Source organism: Polynucleobacter sp. AM-7D1, from assembly GCF_018688455.1.
Lineage (GTDB): Bacteria > Pseudomonadota > Gammaproteobacteria > Burkholderiales > Burkholderiaceae > Polynucleobacter.
The window spans coordinates 1-19,778 of sequence record NZ_CP061319.1 but is presented as its reverse complement, the minus strand read 5'-3'; the positions used below and the strand labels follow the sequence as shown (position 1 = coordinate 19,778).

At 45.2% G+C, this 19,778-nt stretch carries 20 protein-coding genes; all 20 read right to left on the bottom strand.

What is annotated here, in order from left to right; all coding sequences use genetic code 11:
* Positions 1 to 7: 7 nt before the first annotated feature.
* Positions 8 to 1,549: a F0F1 ATP synthase subunit alpha gene (gene atpA, locus GQ359_RS00100; protein ID WP_015420205.1), complete on the bottom strand. Its 1,542-nt coding sequence runs from the start codon at positions 1,547 to 1,549 to the stop codon at positions 8 to 10.
* Between the two features lie 45 nt (positions 1,550 to 1,594).
* Entirely contained in the window at positions 1,595 to 2,131 is a 537-nt protein-coding gene (locus GQ359_RS00095) for a F0F1 ATP synthase subunit delta (protein ID WP_215387020.1), read from the bottom strand.
* Between the two features lies 1 nt (position 2,132).
* Positions 2,133 to 2,603 carry a F0F1 ATP synthase subunit B gene (locus tag GQ359_RS00090; RefSeq protein ID WP_215387019.1) on the bottom strand — a complete coding sequence of 157 codons (471 nt, stop codon included), beginning with the start codon at positions 2,601 to 2,603 and terminating at the stop codon, positions 2,133 to 2,135.
* Positions 2,604 to 2,666: 63 nt separating this feature from the next.
* Positions 2,667 to 2,933 (bottom strand): F0F1 ATP synthase subunit C, encoded by a 267-nt coding sequence (atpE, locus tag GQ359_RS00085; protein ID WP_012357116.1) that lies wholly within the window; start codon positions 2,931 to 2,933, stop codon positions 2,667 to 2,669.
* 45 nt (positions 2,934 to 2,978) lie between these two features.
* Positions 2,979 to 3,854, bottom strand: a complete 876-nt coding sequence (gene atpB / locus GQ359_RS00080) for a F0F1 ATP synthase subunit A (RefSeq protein WP_215387018.1) — start codon at positions 3,852 to 3,854, stop codon at positions 2,979 to 2,981.
* Positions 3,855 to 3,892: 38 nt separating this feature from the next.
* The gene (locus GQ359_RS00075; protein ID WP_215387017.1) at positions 3,893 to 4,387 is read right to left on the bottom strand and encodes an ATP synthase subunit I; all 495 of its coding nucleotides are present in this window, start codon (positions 4,385 to 4,387) and stop codon (positions 3,893 to 3,895) included.
* A 69-nt stretch (positions 4,388 to 4,456) separates the two neighbouring features.
* The gene (locus tag GQ359_RS00070; RefSeq protein WP_215387016.1) at positions 4,457 to 5,344 is read right to left on the bottom strand and encodes a ParB/RepB/Spo0J family partition protein; all 888 of its coding nucleotides are present in this window, start codon (positions 5,342 to 5,344) and stop codon (positions 4,457 to 4,459) included.
* A 23-nt stretch (positions 5,345 to 5,367) separates the two neighbouring features.
* Positions 5,368 to 6,138 (bottom strand): ParA family protein, encoded by a 771-nt coding sequence (locus GQ359_RS00065; RefSeq protein ID WP_215302324.1) that lies wholly within the window; start codon positions 6,136 to 6,138, stop codon positions 5,368 to 5,370.
* Positions 6,139 to 6,163: 25 nt separating this feature from the next.
* Complete coding sequence (rsmG, locus tag GQ359_RS00060) at positions 6,164 to 6,826, bottom strand: 16S rRNA (guanine(527)-N(7))-methyltransferase RsmG (protein WP_215387015.1); 663 nt, start codon at positions 6,824 to 6,826, stop codon at positions 6,164 to 6,166.
* A complete protein-coding gene (gene mnmG / locus GQ359_RS00055) occupies positions 6,819 to 8,744 on the bottom strand; it encodes a tRNA uridine-5-carboxymethylaminomethyl(34) synthesis enzyme MnmG (protein WP_215387014.1) in 1,926 nt (641 codons plus the stop codon). The genes rsmG and mnmG overlap by 8 nt, the downstream gene beginning before the upstream one ends.
* Before the next feature lie 268 nt (positions 8,745 to 9,012).
* Positions 9,013 to 9,942 carry a branched-chain amino acid ABC transporter permease gene (locus tag GQ359_RS00050; RefSeq protein WP_215387013.1) on the bottom strand — a complete coding sequence of 310 codons (930 nt, stop codon included), beginning with the start codon at positions 9,940 to 9,942 and terminating at the stop codon, positions 9,013 to 9,015.
* 1 nt (position 9,943) lies between these two features.
* Positions 9,944 to 10,864, bottom strand: coding sequence for a branched-chain amino acid ABC transporter permease (locus GQ359_RS00045; protein ID WP_215302320.1), 921 nt, complete (start codon positions 10,862 to 10,864; stop codon positions 9,944 to 9,946).
* Positions 10,865 to 10,881: 17 nt separating this feature from the next.
* Complete coding sequence (locus GQ359_RS00040) at positions 10,882 to 12,105, bottom strand: ABC transporter substrate-binding protein (protein WP_215387012.1); 1,224 nt, start codon at positions 12,103 to 12,105, stop codon at positions 10,882 to 10,884.
* A 22-nt stretch (positions 12,106 to 12,127) separates the two neighbouring features.
* On the bottom strand, positions 12,128 to 12,832 hold the full coding sequence (locus GQ359_RS00035; protein ID WP_215387011.1) for an ABC transporter ATP-binding protein: 705 nt from the start codon (positions 12,830 to 12,832) through the stop codon (positions 12,128 to 12,130).
* On the bottom strand, positions 12,829 to 13,590 hold the full coding sequence (locus tag GQ359_RS00030; protein ID WP_215387010.1) for an ABC transporter ATP-binding protein: 762 nt from the start codon (positions 13,588 to 13,590) through the stop codon (positions 12,829 to 12,831). Before GQ359_RS00030 ends, GQ359_RS00035 begins: the two co-directional genes overlap by 4 nt.
* A gap of 101 nt (positions 13,591 to 13,691) precedes the next feature.
* Positions 13,692 to 13,916: a DUF3717 domain-containing protein gene (locus GQ359_RS00025; protein WP_215387009.1), complete on the bottom strand. Its 225-nt coding sequence runs from the start codon at positions 13,914 to 13,916 to the stop codon at positions 13,692 to 13,694.
* 9 nt (positions 13,917 to 13,925) lie between these two features.
* Positions 13,926 to 14,420, bottom strand: coding sequence for an SET domain-containing protein (locus GQ359_RS00020; protein WP_215387008.1), 495 nt, complete (start codon positions 14,418 to 14,420; stop codon positions 13,926 to 13,928).
* Between the two features lie 5 nt (positions 14,421 to 14,425).
* Positions 14,426 to 16,924, bottom strand: coding sequence for a DNA topoisomerase (ATP-hydrolyzing) subunit B (gyrB, locus tag GQ359_RS00015; protein WP_215387007.1), 2,499 nt, complete (start codon positions 16,922 to 16,924; stop codon positions 14,426 to 14,428).
* 11 nt (positions 16,925 to 16,935) lie between these two features.
* Complete coding sequence (dnaN, locus tag GQ359_RS00010) at positions 16,936 to 18,051, bottom strand: DNA polymerase III subunit beta (RefSeq protein WP_215387006.1); 1,116 nt, start codon at positions 18,049 to 18,051, stop codon at positions 16,936 to 16,938.
* A 265-nt stretch (positions 18,052 to 18,316) separates the two neighbouring features.
* On the bottom strand, positions 18,317 to 19,744 hold the full coding sequence (dnaA, locus tag GQ359_RS00005; RefSeq protein WP_215387005.1) for a chromosomal replication initiator protein DnaA: 1,428 nt from the start codon (positions 19,742 to 19,744) through the stop codon (positions 18,317 to 18,319).
* Positions 19,745 to 19,778: the final 34 nt, after the last annotated feature.

Below are 19,778 nucleotides of genomic sequence, written 5' to 3'. Positions count from 1 at the left end.
AGCCCTCTTAGAAAGAGGCTGAACGCTTGTAATCCTCAATTGCGGCACGCAATGCAGCCTCGTCATCTTTGCTCAAATCTTTAGTCTCTTCAATACGACCAACTAAATCAGCGTATTTAGATTTCAAGTGATCTTGCAAACCTTTTTCGAATGGCAAAACGTTCTTCACTTCGAGGTCATCAAAGTAACCATTATTAACAGCGTAGAGTGAGGCAGCCATTTCCCAAACTTGCAAAGGCTTGTACTGAGCTTGCTTACACAATTCAGTCACGCGACGACCGCGCTCCAACTGCTTACGGGTTGCTTCATCAAGATCAGAAGCGAACTGAGCAAACGCTGCCAATTCACGATACTGCGCCAAGTCAGTACGAATACCGCCAGATAATTTCTTAATGACTTTAGTTTGAGCTGCGCCACCAACACGTGAAACAGAAATACCGGCGTTAATCGCAGGGCGTACGCCTGCATTAAACAAGTCAGTTTCCAAGAAGATCTGGCCGTCAGTAATCGAAATCACGTTGGTTGGAACGAATGCAGAAACGTCGCCTGCTTGAGTTTCAATAATTGGCAATGCTGTCAATGAACCTGTCTTACCTTTTACTGATCCATTGGTGAATTTCTCAACGTAGTCAGCGCTTACACGAGCAGCACGCTCAAGCAAACGTGAGTGGAGATAGAACACGTCGCCAGGGTAAGCTTCGCGGCCTGGTGGGCGACGCAAGAGCAAAGAAATCTGACGGTATGCAACAGCTTGTTTTGTTAAATCGTCATACACGATCAATGCATCTTCGCCACGATCGCGGAAGTATTCACCCATGGTGCAACCAGCATAGGCTGAGAGGTACTGCATTGCTGCAGACTCAGATGCACTTGCTGCAACAACTACTGTGTACTCCATTGCGCCTAACTCTGTGAGCTTACGAACAACGTTAGCAATCGTAGAAGCTTTTTGACCAATAGCAACGTAAACGCAATAAACGCCTTTACCTTTTTGGTTAATGATCGCGTCCACCGCAACGGCTGTTTTACCTGTTTGACGATCGCCAATGATCAACTCGCGCTGACCGCGGCCGATAGGAACCATCGCATCAATCGCTTTCAAACCAGTTTGAACTGGCTGACTAACGGATTGACGAGCGATAACGCCTGGAGCAACTTTTTCGATAAAGTCAGTCAACTTAGTATTGATTGGGCCTTTGCCGTCAATCGGTTGGCCAAGTGCGTTTACTACGCGACCGAGCAACTCTGGACCAACTGGAACTTCCAAAATGCGGCCAGTACATTTAACTGGGTCGCCTTCTTTAATATGGGTGTACTCACCCAAGACCACAGCACCAACCGAATCACGCTCAAGGTTCAAAGCGAGGCCGATTGTGTTGTTAGGGAATTCCAACATTTCGCCCTGCATAACACCAGACAAGCCATGTACGCGGCAGATACCGTCGGTCACTGAAATTACAGTGCCTTCGTTGCGAAGTTGGGAATCAACACCCATTTCGCTAATTCGGCTTTTGATCAGTTCGCTGATCTCGGAAGGGTTGAGTTGCATTACTTACTCCTGGGTCTTATTTCGTATGTTCTTAATAGGGATAACTTATGCGCCAAGACTTGCTTGCATTTGAGCCAACTGTGCCTTAACAGAACTATCCATTACCTCATCACCAACCTGAATGCGTACTCCGCCAATCAAAGATGGATCAACCTGAATAGTTGGGCGCAATTCTTTACCCCCAAAGCGCTTCTTCAAACTTGACAACAAATCTTTTAGCGCAGGGCCCTCTAATGGGAATGCGCTAGTAATCATTACTTCTGCTGCACCTTCGCTCTGATTCTTCATTGCTTCAAATTGCTGAGCAATTTCAGGAATGGCAGATAAGCGATGGTTTTGATTTACAAGATTTAAAAAGCTCGCAACCTTGCCGTCCAGCTTTGTCTTCACCATGCCGGAAAGCAATTTGCTTAAATCATCTGCGGATACTTTAGGATTATTTGATAAAGCAGCAACTTCTGGCAATGCAGCAAGCTGCGCCAATTCATTTAACTGCTCTAAACAAGTGGCAAGCTCAGCAGGCTTAGCGCTTTGGAAAAGCGCTTCAGCATAAGGGCGTGCAATTGTGGCTAATTCAGCCATATCAAAGTTCTGCCTTTAGTTGATCAAGCAATGCGCCATGGGCTTTTGCATCAACTTCACGACGCAAAATTTGCTCTGCACCTTTAACAGCCAACACTGCAACCTCAGCGCGCAACACTTCACGTGCGCGAGTAACTTGTTGATCTGCATCTTGCTTGGCTTGAGAAATAATGCGGGCTGCTTCTGCTTGTGCGTTGACGCGAATTTCTTCGGCGGACATTTGCGCACGTTTTTCTGCTTCAGCAACACGCTGCACACCTTCTTGACGTGCTTTAGTTAATTCTTGCTCTGCTTCATTGCTTGCTAATGCGAGTGCTTCTTTACCGCGCTCGGCAGCAGCTAAGCCGTCAGCAATTTTGCTTGAACGCTCATCTAACGCCTTTACTAGCGGCGGCCACACAAAGCGTGCAACAACCCACCATAAGACGAAGAAAACGATCATTTGCGCGAATAGGGTCGCGTTCAGATTCACGATATTCCTTTCAGTATTGTTGAGAACGGTTGGATGACCCGATGGTCACCCACGCCAAAACAATTACTTAATAACTGCGAGCAGTGGGTTTGCGAATGCAAACAACATTGCAACACCAACGCCGATCAAGAACGCAGCGTCGATCAAACCAGCCAAAAGGAACATCTTAGTTTGGAGTGGCTCCATCAATTCTGGTTGACGTGCACAAGCTTCGATGTACTTACCGCCCATCAATGCAATACCTAAACAAGCACCGATCGCGCCGAGGCCGATGATGATGCCGATAGCGATTGCTGTAAAACCTTGAATGTTTGCGAGAAATTGTTGCATGTTGCTGACTCCTGAAGTTAAAGAGATAAGTTAAAAATAAAAATCTTAGTGGTGGCTATGCGCTTGCCCGATGTAGACCAAGGTCAGCATCATGAAAATAAAGGCTTGCAACAAAATAACCAAAATGTGGAAGATGGCCCAAGCCGATCCTGCAATAACATGGCCCACCAATCCGAACAGGGATAAATCTAAACTAAATGTCCACACGCTACCCAGCAATGCGATCAGCAAGAAAACCAGCTCTCCGGCGTACATATTGCCGAATAGTCGCATTCCCAATGAAACACCTTTAGCAAGATATTCGATGATATTCAAAGCGAGGTTGAATGGGGCCAAGTACCACTTCGCACCAAACGGGGCGGAAATGAGTTCATGTAAGAAGCCGCCGAAACCTTTGACTTTGAAGCTATAAAAGAAAACCAATAACAAGACGGACATGGACATACCCATCGTTGCATTGAGGTCAGTAGTAGGAACCACTTTATGGTGAGGTACATGCACCCCAAAGCTTTCAATAAAATGGTTAACGCCTAAAACCCAATCTACCGGCACTAAGTCTAAGGTGTTAAGTAGGATGATCCAAAAGAATACAAATAGTGCAAGCGGGGCAATATAAGAGCGGTCGCCATGAACAATGCTTTTTGATTGTGTCTCTGCCATCTCTACAATCATTTCAACAAAACACTGGAAACGGCCAGGCACACCAGGTGTTGCACGACGTGCTGCAATCAATAAGATAAATACGGCGAGCAAGCCCATGGCTGATGCCCAAAAAATCGTATCTAAATTGATAATGCTGAAATCAATGATGGACGTCTGTGGTCCACCTGTATTGTTGAGGTTTTGTAAATGCTCTGAAATGTACGCCGTTGGCGTCATTTGCTCAGCAGCCGCGTGGGCTTGGTTTACTTCGCTAGACATCTCTTAAAAGTCCTTTGGTTCAATCACATTTATTACTTTTAGCGCCACAACCACGCTAGCCAAACACACTTAAGGGCTAGCACATAAGTCACCAATAATGGGACCCACAACACGCCCGGGATCAGATAAGCGACCCCTAAAAACAGCATTAAGGTAACGACGATTTTGATAAATTCGCCAGAAACCAATGCCGCCAAATAATTCCCTGGATTCAATATCTGCGTTTTCTTCGCCAACTCCAGCCGAACTAGGAAAAGGGCAGAGGGCAATACGCTAATTAAACCACCTAAAAAGGCCGACTGAGTATAAAGGCTAACCCCAATCGGCTCCCCAAAAAATGACCAAATCGCCATACTAAGCACGGTAACCAGTACTTGTGCGGCCAAAATCCTCCAAGGCGACAGCGGGGGGTGTTTAACGGCATTGCTAGCTTGCAAGGCCGCCATTTCCTCTTTACTTAAAACCCGGTATATCTCTTCTTCGGGCTCATCCCAGTCATTTACCTCGGAAAATCGATTTTTTTGAGGAATCAATTTAGCCCCGTGAGTTTAATGTGTGCAGTGCAATAGGTCAAATGTTTTAGGGCTATTTTTGAAGACTTTTTAGGCCTCAACACCCAGTTTTTTTAACAAAGAATCTAGCTCGTCGAATTGGCTAAAGCGGATTCTAAGCTCGCCACCCTTGCCTTTAAACTTGAATTCAGCATTTAAACCTATTAAATCGGCGATTTCTTGTGTTAAACGACGCATATCTGGGTCATGGGTTGGCTTACCCCCCTCAGCCTTCGTTTTGGCTTTTTTATCCCCGATTTGGCCGCCGGCCAGCGCCAAGGCGGTAGACATTCTTTCGGCCTCACGAACAGAAAGGCCTTGAGCCGCAATTCTTTGCGCCAAAGCTACCTGACTTGCTCCTGGCAAAGGCAAAAGTGCACGAGCATGACCCATATCAATGTCGCCCGCCAAAAGCATGGCTTGCACTGGTTTTGCCAGCTGGTTTAAGCGCAACAAGTTGGTTACAGCGCTGCGTGATTTTCCCACCGCTTTTGCAGCTTGCTCATGCGTAAAACCAAACTCTTCAATCAGCCTTGCAAGTCCTTGGGACTCTTCTAGCGGATTCAAATCTTCGCGCTGCATATTCTCGACTAAGGCCATTGCTGCAGCAGCCTGATCATTAGCACCAGAAACTAAAACTGGCACCTCTTTTAAGCCCGCTAAAGTTGCGGCACGAAAGCGACGCTCACCCGCAATAATTTCGTATTTGCCAGGAGCAACCAAACGCACCAACAATGGCTGCATCACTCCTTGCTCACGAATACTTTCAGCTAACTCTTGTAATGCCACCGCTTCCATTTTTTGACGCGGCTGATATTTACCCGCCTGCAATGCAGTCAACGGCAAACGATTAATTTCTGCTGTAGTTTCTTTCTGAGCCTTATCACCAAGCAGCGCTTCTAAGCCGCGACCCAAACCTTTTTTCTTTATTGCAACCATAATTTTTTTATTGTTCCTAGGTTTTACATTTGCTTAATGCGCTCAATCATCTCGGCACCAAAATCTAAATATGCTTTAGCGCCACGAGATGACCTATCAAACGCCACCCCAGGAAGCCCATATGACGGGGCTTCTGCCAGGCGAACGTTACGGGGAATGATGCTCTTAAATACCTTGTCGCCAAAGTGCTCAAGCAATTGATCGGAAACTTGTTGCTGCAATGTCATGCGCGCATCAAACATTACGCGCAACAAACCAATGATCACCAAATCAGGATTTAAGTTGGCGTGAACCTGCTTGATGGTGTTCACTAAATCTGACAATCCTTCCAGTGCAAAATATTCACACTGCATTGGCACGATCACACCATTCGCGGCACACAATCCATTGAGCGTTAACAAAGATAGTGCGGGAGGGCAGTCAATTAAAATAAAGTCATAATCATTTGCAACTAAAGCGAGCGCATCTTTCAATCTTTGTTCGCGAGAATCTAAGTCCACCAACTCAATTTCTGCGCCAGCTAAATCACGATTGGCTGGCAACACATCATAGCCAGAGCTCTCGCAAGGTACTGCGGATTCTTTTACTGTTGATAGGCCAATTAAGACTTGATACACGGTGCTATTCAAGTCTGCCTTTTCAACTCCAGACCCCATCGTTGCATTACCTTGTGGATCTAAATCCACCAACAAAACGCGCTGCTGATGCCCAGCCAAACCTGCGGCCAAATTAACTGCGGTGGTGGTCTTTCCAACCCCACCTTTTTGATTAGCAATACAAAATATTTTGGCCATAATTTTTCTTAAAAAGGGTCGTGCTTTAAAGGGGTGATTTTCTCACGGGGGATAAAACCAAAAGTCGTCTTTCCACCGCTAAGTTTGGAATCTGCAAAGGCTCATCAGCAACTAATCGCCAATCATCCATGCAAACCTCTTGCAACTCTTCATCTGCCCGCTTGGCCTTCATTGCAAACACCAAACCATTTGGCTTGAGAAGTGGGTGGGCAAGCTCCAAAAAATGCGCAAGATTGGTAAATGCCCTAGAAATCACTGCATCAAACTGTCCCGGCTGTGATTTCGCCACCATCTCAACACGCTCACTCAAGACTTCAATATTCTTTAAGCCCAACTTGCCGCGTACATGCCGCAAAAATGCTGTCTTTTTACGGATCGCCTCAATCAGGGTTACATGCCAACCTGACTGCAAAATCGCGATGGGTATGGCTGGCAATCCACCACCAGAGCCAAGATCTGCAATTTTGGGGTTTTCTTGGTCTAGAAATTGGCGCATGATCGGTAAAACTGTAATAGAATCAATGAGATGCAGACGAATGGAGTTCTTTTCACCCTCAATTGCAGTCAAATTGTGGACCTGATTCCAGCGACCCATTTCCTGCAAAAAGAGTTCTAAATCGGCAATATTGGCGGCGCCAAGATTCAAGCCTAAACTCTCAATCCCCAAAGAAACTAAATCGTTACTCATGCGTTTCTTCTTGGGTGCGACCTAAGCCCTTTTTAAGATGGACCAACAGCAAGGAGAGGGCTGCGGGTGTCACCCCAGAAATTCTTCCAGCCTGGCCAAGGGTTCCCGGCTTATGCAAATTGAGTTTTTGTTGCACCTCTTTCGATAAACCCAGAACCTGGGTGTAATCCAATGACTCCGACAAAGGAAAGCTCTCGTTATGCTCTTGACGAGCAATTTCAACCGCCTGCCTATCTATATAGCCTTGATATTTAATGGAAATCTCAACCTGGTCTCTAATTTGTTGGGCCAAACCTAGGTCATCGTCCAATGTTCCTGGCGACCAAAGGCCTTCTGCCAAGCCCATAACCGCCTCATAAGTGATGCCAGGGCGCCTTAAAAGGTCGGCCAAACTACACTCGTGCGATAAATCTTGCCCCAAAAGCTCTGAAACGGCCTTGGCTGATACATGCTTTGGCCCAATCCAAATATCTTGCAAGCGAGATGTTTCACGTGAAACAGCCTCTTGTTTTCTGCAAAACGTATTCCAACGGTAGTCGTCTACTAGACCAAGCTCTCGTCCAATGGTGGTTAAGCGCAAATCAGCATTGTCTTCACGCAAACTTAAGCGGTACTCAGCGCGGCTAGTAAACATACGGTATGGCTCTTGAACACCCAAAGTAATCAGGTCATCCACCAAAACGCCAATATAGGACTCACTTCTTTTGGGCAGCCAAGGCTCCTTGCCCTGTGCCGCCAAGCCAGCATTAATTCCAGCAAGCATGCCTTGAGCGGCAGCCTCCTCATAGCCCGTTGTCCCATTAATCTGACCTGCAAAGTAGAGGCCAGCAATTGCCTTGGTCTCCAAACTATGGCGTAGATGACGTGGGTCAAAGAAATCGTATTCAATTGCATAACCAGGGCGGACAATGACGGCAGACTCCAAGCCACGAATGCTACGCACCAAATTCCATTGAACATCAAATGGCAAGCTGGTAGAAATGCCGTTCGGGTAAAACTCATTCGTTGTTAGGCCCTCAGGCTCTAAGAAGATCTGATGACTATTTCTGGAGGCAAAGCGGTGAATCTTGTCTTCAATAGAAGGGCAATAGCGCGGACCAACCCCCTCAATAACACCGGTATACATAGGGGAACGATCCAGGCCACCCCGAATAATGTCGTGTGTTTGCTCATTCGTGTGGGAAATCCAGCAAGGGACTTGCTTTGGGTGTTGCTCTGGACGACCCAGATAGGAGAAAACGGGGACAGGGTCTAAATCCCCCGGCTGCTCCAACATCACCGAGAAATCAATGGTTCGCCCATCAATCCGTGGTGGGGTGCCAGTCTTTAATCTTCCCTGAGGAAGCTTCAGCTCTTTTAATCTAGCCGACAATGAAACTGCTGCTGGGTCACCAGCACGGCCCCCTGCATGATTATTTAAACCAACGTGAATCTTGCCATCCAAAAAGGTACCCGCGGTAAGCACCACCTTCTTGGCCATAAACTTCAGGCCCATTTGTGTAACTACGCCCTGAACCTCATCACCCACAACCAGAAGATCATCTACGGCGACCTGGAAAAGGGTCAGATTCTCTTGGTTTTCGAGGCGACGGCGGATCGCCGCCTTATATAAAATACGATCGCCCTGTGCACGCGTTGCACGAACAGCGGGGCCCTTGCTTGAATTGAGGATCCTAAACTGAATACCGGCCTCATCGGTAGCGGCCGCCATAGCGCCGCCCATCGCATCAATTTCTTTAACTAGGTGACCCTTGCCGATACCACCAATTGAGGGGTTACAACTCATGGCACCCAAACTCTCAATACTGTGTGTAATCAGGAGGGTGTCGCATCCCATACGTGCAGCTGCGAGGGCGGCCTCGGTCCCGGCGTGACCACCACCAACCACAATGACATCGAAGTTCTTTGTATAACGCATGATTTGCCTCAGATAGGGCGATGATCATAGCATTTTGTGGGTTTCACGTGAAACAAATCTGCAAACAAATAACAATATCTATTATGATTATTTTATAAGTCATTGATTTAATTATATTTTTTATAAAATCACATCGAATTAATGGGATTGGGGAGAATCAATGAATAACGCCCGGGGATATTTAACACGGTAGCTGTATGGGGCTACGAGCCTTAAATGAGTACGGCGCCGCAGCGCCGTACTAAAAGCTAATAAGAAAAAAACTAATTCAGCTTTTCTTCTTGAAGAGATGGGTGATTTCGCCAACAACACCACGACGGAAAGCTAATACGCAAATTACAAAAATAAATCCCGTTGCAATAGTGCTCCAGGATCCAATATTGGCCAAATAATTTTGTAAACCAACAACAATGCCGGCGCCGACAACCGGACCAAGAATGGTTCCCATGCCGCCGAGCAAGGTCATCAAAACAACTTCGCCAGACATATGCCAATGCACATCAGTCAAAGTTGCCAACTGGAATACCAGTGTTTTCAAAGAACCAGCAAGACCGGCGAGCGCAGCAGAAATTACAAAAGAAATTAACTTAAAACGATCAACGTCATAACCCAAAGACACTGCACGCGGCTCATTTTCACGAATAGCTTTTAAGACCTGGCCAAATGGTGAGTGCACTGTACGAACGATCAACGCAAACCCCAGCAAGAAAACAGCCAGAACAAAGTAATACATGCTGACATCATCTTTTAAGTCAATCAAAGCAAACAACATGCCCCGTGGTACACCCTGAATACCATCCTCACCACCAGTAAAGGGAAGTTGCACTGCGAGGAAGTAGACCATTTGAGAAAGAGCAAGCGTAACCATCGCAAAATAAATACCTTGCCTGCGAATTGCTAAAGAGCCAATTAAAAAACCCAAGAAAGCTGAGCCAAGAACACCCAAAGCAATTCCAAACTCAGGGGACAGACCAGCCTCTTTGCAAAGATACGCGGTAATGTAAGCAGAGGTTCCAAAAAATGCTGCATGCCCAAAAGAAAGAAGGCCCGTAAAACCCAGCAACAAATTGAAGGCGCAAGCAAAGAGTGCAAAGCATAAAACCTTCATTGCAAACACAAGATAAATGAAATCTTGGAAGGGCAGCAACAGGGCAATTAAAACTAGAATGCCGTACAGTAATTTTGTTTTTGAGTTCACCTTATTTCTCCCGGCCGAAAAGTCCAGCAGGACGAATAAGCAAAACAATTGCCATGATTACGAAAATAACTACGCCAGATGCTTCTGGATAAAAAACTTTAGTTAGGCCTTCAATTAAGCCTAAAGCTAGGCCGGTCAAAATGGATCCCATAATAGAACCCATGCCACCAATCACGACAACTGCAAAAACCACAATGATAAGATTCGAACCCATCAATGGATTCACTTGAAAAATTGGCGCAGCCAAAACTCCAGCAAAGCCGGCAAGACCCACGCCATAAGCATAGGCCAAAGAAATCATTAAAGGCACATTGATGCCAAATGCTTGGAGTAGTTTTGGGTTTTCAGTTCCAGCACGAAGATAAGAGCCCAATTTCGTTCTCTCGATAACATACCAAGTAGAGAAGCAAACCACTAAAGAGGCAACTACAACCCACAAACGATATTTAGGCAAGATGATGCCGATCGACTCTAATGGGATAGCACCCTGCAATATCTCTGGCGCTGGATAGCTCTCACCAGAAATTCCGTACCAGTGACGGAACATTCCCTCAATAATGAGTGCCAAACCAAAAGTTAATAAAAGGCCATATAAGTGGTCTAGGTGGTAAAGGCGCTTGAGCATAGTGCGCTCAAGAATCAAACCAAAGCCTGCCATAACCAAGGGCACCAAAATTAATGCAAACCAATAATTAATAGAAAACTCAGGAAAGCCAAACCATTGGCCTACCTGAGTTAAACCAATCCATGCAACAAATGCACCCATCGTGTATTGAGCACCATGGGAAAAATTGATGATATTGAGTAGGCCAAAAATAATGGCCAAACCCAAACTCAAAATGGCATAAAAGGAGCCATTGATAAGCCCCACCAAGAGCTGAGCAACCAGCCCTTGTGGGGTAATTCCAAGAAGTTCAAACATGCTTAATTAAAAATGGATTACTTGTTAGTAACCAGCTTGCATCGTGACAATGAAAGTGGTTGTGTTGCCTCAGCAGCCGGAATCACTGCTTTGACGTTGTAATAATCCCATGGGCTCTTAGATTCAGATGGTTTCTTCACTTCGAGCAAATACATGTCATGCTCAAACTTACCATCGGCACGGATTTTTCCTTTGAATAATCCATCATCAATGTTGGTGGATCTCAAGGCCTTCATAACTGCTTGAGTATCATCTGTACCAGCTTTTTGAACTGCAGCTAAGTAAGCAAGAACTGATGAATAGACACCAGCTTGAACGCTGGTTGGCATACGCTTATGCTGCAAGATAAAGCGTTTAGCAAACGCGCGGGTCTTCTCATCTCTATCCCAGTAGAAGCCTTCTGTTAAGTACATACCTTGGGCTGCATTCAAACCCAAAGAGTGAACATCAGAAATAAACATGAGCAAAGGAACAACGGTTTGTTTTTTATTGATACCAAACTCTGAGGCTTGTTTAACGGAGTTGATGGTGTCTTGACCAGCATTTGCTAATGCAACAACATCAGCGCCACTGGCCTGAGCCTTCAGCAAGTATGAAGAGAAGTCGCTATTGGGGAATGGGTGCTTACTTGTACCAAGCACTTTGCCGCCGTTAGCATTAACAACGTTGGTTGAGTCTTTCTCTAGGGCCGCTCCGAAAGCATAGTCAGCAGTCAAGAAGTACCAGTTCTTTTTGCCTTGCTTAACAACAGCCTTGGCAGTACCGTTTGAAAGCGCATAAGTGTCATAAGTCCAATGCACGTTATTAGCAGTACATTTTTCATTGGTAATTGGTAATGATGCTGCACCAGACACCAAAGTAATCTTGTTCTTTTGTTCCGCGACTTCCATAACAGCAAGTGCAACGTTGGTCGAAACCAACTCAACAATCACATCAACACCGTCTTTGTCGTACCACTCGCGCGCTTTGTTGGCGGCAATATCTGCTTTGTTCTGATGGTCAGCACTAACAAGTTCAATCTTCTTGCCAATAACAGTGCCATCTTTTGAAAAGTCGGCAATTGCCATTTTTGCGGCAATCACCGCACCAGGACCAGCCAAATCAGAATAGGTAGAAGAAAGGTCAGTTAAAACACCGATCTTAATTACATCACCACTAACTTTAGATGTTTGCGCGAATGCTGGGTTTGAACCAAAAAAAGTTGCCGCCACCAGACACGCGGTAATTTGCTTTAACTTCATTTAAGCCTCCTATAAATAACCACTAAACACCAAGATACTCATTTAATAAGCTTGCCTTCTCAGCCAACTCACTTTGATTGACAACCTCGACCACATTGCCATGCTCAACCACATAATGACGATCTGCTAGAGGTGCAGCAAATCGGAAGTTTTGCTCCACCAACACAATAGTGAAGCCTTTGTTACGTAAGCTTGTTACCACCTCACCCAACTTTTGAACAATCACCGGCGCCAAACCTTCGGTAATTTCATCCAGCAACAGTAATTTGGCACCCGTCCTCAAAATGCGTGCCATTGCAAGCATTTGCTGCTCGCCACCAGAGAGCCTTGTGCCTGGACTATTGCGTCGCTCATAAAGGTTAGGAAACATCTCATAAATCTCATCTAAGCCCATGCCGCCAGGGGCGATCTCAGGCAACAACAACAAATTCTCTTCGGCGCTTAAGCTGGCAAAGATGCCGCGCTCCTCAGGACAAAAGCCAACACCAAGCCGAGCAATCCTATAGGTTGGCATGGCAATGGTTTGGTTGCCATATATCTCTACCGAACCCGTTCTTTTGCTTGTTAAACCTAAAATAGTTTTTAAAATCGTGCTTCGGCCAGCTCCATTGCGACCCAGCAGCGTAACTACCTCACCATCACAAACTGAAAAGTTCACACCATGAAGGATATGAGACTCGCCATACCAAGATTCGAGATTTTTAACCTCCAATGCCATGGTGCTCATAAGTTGTCACCCCCATGGCTGCCCATATAAGCCTCAACCACCAAGGGGTTGTTTGATACCTCATGATATGAACCCTCAGCCAATACCGAGCCCCGCTGCAACACCGTAATTCTGTCGGCAATTGAGGAAACCACCTTCATGTTGTGCTCAACCATCAAGATGGTGCGACCCTTAGACACCCGATCAATTAATTCTGTAACACGCTCGACATCTTCATGGCCCATACCCTGTGTTGGCTCATCCAACAGCATTAATTCGGGCTCCATGGCCATGGTCGTGGCAATTTCTAAGGCTCTCTTGCGCCCATAAGCCAAATTTAGGGTTTCTTCGTGGGCAAAGTCTGCCAAGCCAACCTCACACAACAACTCCTCAGCACGCTCATTGAGCACACTTAGTGAGTCGCCAGACTTCCAAAAGTGAAATTCCGTACCCAATCCTCGCTGCAGTGCAACACGAACGTTTTCCAGAACAGTTAGATGGGGGAAAACAGCGGAGATTTGAAATGATCGAACCACACCCCGCCTTGCAATTTGGGCCGGCCTCTCTTTTGTGATGTCAAAGCCATTAAAAAGGATTTGACCGGCGCTGGGCTCTAAAAATTTGGTGAGCAAATTAAAACAGGTGGTTTTGCCTGCCCCATTGGGCCCAATAAGTGCGTGAATAGTTCCACGAGTGACATCTAGATTGACGTCACTCACCGCAGAAAACCCTTTAAAAGTTTTCCCAAGACCAATTGTTTTTAATATTGTTTCTTGCAAACTTAAATCCTCATGCACATCTTTGGGCAAGAGTTTGAGGATACTCCAAGAGAGTGTTCACTAATATAGAGATAACCCTAAACACACAAAGGATGGGTTGTTTAGTTCGTTTGTTTGGTTTTAAAAAACTTTTGGATTGCTGATTTTGCTATTTCATCCAAGACATCCATGGGAACCCTCTGCGACCCTTGAACAATCATAAGTGCATAAGGTTTTGCAAGCGCAGCGGCCTCTGGGCACAAATGCAATTCTTCTCCAGCCGCGGGCGATTGGCTGCGCCAATAATTAATAGCCGCCTCTAAATCTTGAATACTGAGAAACAACATTTTTTAAAATTATTTGGTGTCGAGAGACAACATCGTTCCACGGCATTTCTTTGCGCCGCAGCGACACTCATAGTCCTTCTTTAACCTCTTGGTAACGCGGCCGCCAATATCGAGCGAGTAATCATAAAAAAGTTCTTCACCCAACTTAAGGTCGCGTTTCGCATAAATAAATACACGTGGCTCACCGTCAAAAATATCTTCTCGAGTTTCACAACTAGGCTTACAGGAGTGGTTAATCCAGCGTGCTGCATTGCCGCCGTATTTAGCATCAATGCAACGGCCATCCTCAAGAGAGAAATAAAAAGTATGGTTTGGGTCTTTAGGGTCATGTGGATGGCGCTTCTCGGCCAACTTCCAACTAATGCGCTCCCCTTTGTACTCAATAATCGCATCACCCTTTTTAATTGGCTTAACAACAAACACTCCTTTGCCATGAATCGGGGAAGACTTCACAACAATGCGTGAGCGATCAATTTTTGGAACCGCCAATTTCTTTTTAGCCATTTAAATCAGACGTCCAGGTTACGAGCGATCAAGGCATTTTTTTCAATAAAGGCACGACGTGGCTCAACCTCATCCCCCATTAGGGTGGTGAAGACTTGATCGGCTGCAATCGCATCTTCGATTTTGACTTGGAGTAATGTTCTTGAACCAGCATCCATGGTGGTTTCCCACAGCTGGGATGGATTCATCTCACCAAGACCTTTATAGCGCTGACGACTGAGCACGCGCTCGGCCTCAGAGAGCAGCCAGGAGAAAGCGGCCCTGAAATCTTGAATTGCTTGTTCTTTTTGGTTTTTGTCTGGATCGCCACGGCGAACCTTTGAACCCGGCAACACCTTGCCCGATAGAACCGCAGCGGCATTTGACAGGCTTTGGTAATCATCACCATGAACAAAATCAGAATTGATTGCCGATAACTTCAAATTGCCATGAATGCGACGGGAGAGAAGCAACTTATAGCGATCGGTACGCTCTTCCTTTTGCACAATAATCTCTGGGGGTAGTGCTAAAGGATTTAAAGAATCAGCAAGCGCGACACGCAAGCGCTCAGCCGATTCATGTGCAGACTTCTCAGCATCTAGGTTGAGTTGAGTACCAGAAGCAATGGCACGCAAAGCATCTTCGTCAATGGTGCGAGATAAGCGATCAACAACCGATTGAATGACTTGATAGTGTTTGGCTAGCTCACCCAATGCTTCGCCCTCAATAATTTCTCCCGCGGGGGTTTGAAGTGAGGCCGACTCTAATGCAATCTTTAACAGTAGTTGATTCAACTCCGCATCATCTTTAATGTATTGCTCATTCTTGCCAAACTTCACCTTATACAAGGGTGGTTGCGCAATATAAATGTGGCCACGCTCAATCAACTCAGGCATTTGTCTATAGAAGAAGGTGAGTAGGAGCGTGCGAATGTGGCTACCATCAACGTCCGCGTCGGTCATGATGATGATGCGGTGATAGCGCAACTTGTCAGCCTTGTACTCCTCAACACCAATACCGGTTCCAAGAACGGTAATTAAAGTAACCACCTCTTGGCTAGCCAACATCTTATCGAATCGAGCCTTCTCAACATTGAGAATTTTTCCTTTCAGCGGAAGAATCGCCTGAAAGCGTCGGTCGCGACCCTGCTTTGCAGAACCGCCCGCGGAGTCTCCCTCGACAATAAATAATTCAGATTTAGTTGGATCTTTCTCTTGGCAGTCTGCCAACTTCCCAGGAAGACCCAAACCATCAAGAACACCTTTACGACGAGTCATGTCGCGAGCTTTACGAGCCGCCTCACGAGCGCGCGCAGCATCTACAATTTTTCCGCAAAGAATTTTTGCATCGGCAGGGCGCTCTTGCAAATAAGCACTCAAAGCCTCAGCAACAATTTCTTCTACCGGACCACGAACCTCACTAGAGACCAACTTATCTTTTGTTTGGCTCGAAAACTTAGGCTCAGGGACCTTGACGGATAAGACGCAAGCAAGTCCCTCACGCATATCATCGCCAGAAATTTCAACCTTTGCTTTTTTAGCAACTTCGTGTTCATCAATATATTTATTAATGACGCGAGTCATGGCTGCGCGAAGACCTGTTAGATGGGTACCGCCATCACGTTGTGGAATATTGTTAGTGAAACACAAAACTTGCTCACTAAAACTATCATTCCATTGCATGGATACTTCAGCGGTGATGTTGCCGCCCAAATCAGATGGACGAATTCCTTCTGCATAAAAAATATTCGGATGTAAAACATTTTTTGTTTGGTTAATGTATTCAACAAAACCTTTAACACCACCTGAAAAAGCAAAATCCTCTTCTTGACCAGAGCGCTGATCAATTAACTTAATGTGAACTCCATTGTTTAAAAATGAGAGTTCGCGAATACGCTTAACAAGAATTTCATAATGGAATTCAATACTTCCAAAGATTTCTTCGTCAGCCAAGAAATGTACTTCAGTGCCAGATAAGCTTGTGTCACCAATAATAGTAATTGGTGAAACCGCAACACCATTTTCTTCTTGAATATTGCGGTTCTGAATCACGCCGCGCGCAAACTCCATGTAGTGCGCCTTACCATCGCGACGAATAGTGAGCTTTAACCACTTAGAGAGTGCGTTTACACAACTAACACCCACACCATGTAAACCACCAGAAACCTTATAACTGTTTTGATCAAACTTACCACCAGCATGCAGCTCAGTCATCACAATCTCAGCTGCACTTCTTTTTGGCTCATGCTTATCGTCGTATTTAATACCTGTAGGTACACCACGCCCGTTATCAACTATAGAAATAGAGTTATCGGTTTGTATAACGACGGTAATTTCAGAGCAATATCCTGCTAGGGCCTCATCAATAGAGTTATCTAAAACCTCAAAAACTAGGTGGTGCAGGCCTGTTCCATCGGAGGTATCCCCGATATACATACCTGGACGTTTACGAACAGCCTCGAGACCTTCTAAGATTTGAATCGATGATGCACCATACTGCTCTACTACTTTTTTTTCTTCAGTCATTTTTTTCTAAATTAAATACGCATTGGCATCACAACATACTTGAAGTCTTCCGAACCGGGCAACGTAATCACAGCACTACTGTTGGCATCACCCAAACTAATTTGAATTTTTTCATTCTTTAGGTTTGATAAAACATCTAATAAGTAGCTCACATTGAACCCAATCTCAACAACATCACCACCATATTCAGTCTCAATCTCTTCTTGAGCCTCTTCTTGCTCAGCATTGGTGGATTGAACAGTAATTCGATTTGGTGACAAAGAAAAGCGTACGCCCTTAAATTTATCTGTTGTCAGAATTGCTGCGCGTTGTAGGGCTGATTGCAATACATCGCGCCCAACTACTAAGGAGTTTTTATGCCCCTTGGGAATCACGCGCTGAAAGTCAGGGAATTTTCCCTCAACCAATTTAGAAATCAACTCGATATCACCAAACGTAAACTTCACTTGATTTGATGTGAGACTCATCTCCAGTGGTTCATCTGAGTCCTCAAGTAGGTGTTGGCACTCCAGAATGGTTTTACGAGGAATGATGATTTCCTGTCTCTGACCAGACCCCACTGGAGCATCAGTTAACTCAACTTGAGAATAAGCTAGGCGATGACCATCGGTAGCAACCGCAATTACCTGTTTACCCTCAACAACCAACAACATGCCGTTAAGGTAATAACGAATATCTTGTTGCGCCATTGCAAAATGAACTTGACTAACTAGTTGGCGAAAACTTTTTTGAGTCATCTTCCAACTAGCAGTTACCTCACCAACACTTTGCATAACAGGAAACTCGGTTGCTGAAAGAGTTTGCAAAGAGAAACGGCTTTTACCGCTCTGAACAACCAACTTGTTGTCTTTGAGATTTAAAGCAACAGGCCCCTCTGGTAGAGCGCGCAAAATATCCAATAGCTTTCTTGCAGCCACAGTTGTAGTAACGTCTTCAGCACCAACACCAAAACTAGCGTTAGTTGTAATTTGAATTTCTATATCCGTTGAAACAAAAGATACTTTGTCACCTTGTTTTTTAAATAACAGGTTTGCCAAGATTGGCAAAGTATGTCGCCGTTCAACAATGCCACTAACAACTTGAAGTGGTTTTAATAAACTATCACGCGATGTGTTTACGAGTTGCATTGCTTTTAAATCCTTGTATATATCTTATTAGTAGTAGTAATAAGGCTTCTTTTTTCAGTGGATAACTCAAAAACCTTATTTAAAACAACCCCTTAAAACCTAAAAAACCTGTGGAAAACTTTTGTATAAACGCTGAGTAAATATTGGATAACTTTTCATGCATACCCTATTTTTGCATGAAGCGGGAGCTTTCCACAATTTATCCACACCTTGTCCCCAAAGTTATCCATTGAACTGTCCACAGGCTTATCCACAAGTAAAAAACTTAGGATTTCAGGGTTTGCTCAATAACGTGGATTTCGTGATTGAGTTGCCCATCATGTGACCTTTCTGCACCAATCTTCCGGACTGCGTGTAGAACGGTTGTGTGGTCTCTTCCACCAAACAACTCACCAATCTCTGGCAGGCTCTTTTGGGTTAATTCTTTGGCCATAAACATCGCAATTTGCCGGGGTCGGGCAATATTTGCTGGACGCTTTTTCGAGTACATATCGGCCACCTTAATGCTGTAAAAATCTGCAACCGCTTTTTGGATGTTTTCAACAGAAATTTGTCGATTTTGAATGGAGAGCAAATCTTTTAGAGCCACCCGGGCCACATCAATCGTCACCTCTTTGCCATGGAAGCGAACAAATGCCAAGATTTTCCTTAGCGCTCCTTCAAGCTCACGCACATTGGATCTAAGGTGCTTTGCTACAAAAAAAGCCACATCCTCACCCATGGGGATGCCCTCATTTTGAGCTTTTTTCATCAGAATAGCGACTCGCATCTCTAGTTCCGGCGGCTCAATTGCAACTGTAAGTCCTGAGTCAAAACGGGAAATTAGTCGATCATCTATTCCCGCCATTTCTTTTGGGTAAGTGTCGCTGGTGATGATGACTTGAGCCTTATTGCTCAAGAGCGCCTCAAAAGCGTAGAAAAATTCCTCTTGCGTCCTAGACTTGCCACTAAAAAATTGAATATCGTCAATTAAAAGCAGGTCAAGGGAGTGGTAATAGCGCTTAAAGCGATCAAAAGCTTTTTGTTGATAAGCCCTAACAACATCAGAAACGTACTGTTCGGCGTGAATGTATCGAATTCGAGCATTCGGCTTCTCTTTTAGGAGGTGATTCCCAATAGCATGGATTAGATGTGTTTTGCCCAAACCAACCCCGCCATATAAAAACATTGGGTTATAGGAGGTGCCAGGGTTGTGGGCAACCTGAATAGATGCAGCCCTTGCAAGTTGGTTGGCCTTACCTGTTACAAAGGTCTCAAAAGTAAGGTTTGGGTTTAATTTAGAGTGATCTTCAATTTCAAAAGCTTGCTCTTCTGTAGAGCTGCTGTCTGCGTCTAGCAAAACCTCTTGTTGCTCAAGCTTATCCTGGGGAGGCGAGCCAATCTCAGGTGATTGCGTGCCCGAACCTTCTACATTGAGTACAAAGCTTAGGTTGATTGGATAGCCAAAATACTGGTCTGCCATCTCCTGGAAGCGATCAGAAAAAGTTTTCTTGATCCAATCAAGTTTGAATCTATTTGGAGCTCCCAGTATGAGTGATTGCCCACTTTCATCATAGGAAACCAAGCTTAACGGCTGAATCCAGGTCTTAAATTGTTGGGGGGACAGTTCGCGAGCTAGCGCACCAAGTGCACCATCCCAAAACCCCAGTGGGCTGAGTGAATTCAATGTGGGGGGGTTCTGTAAGTTACTCATATTTTTGGAGGATCTATTGTAGCCAGCCCATAAA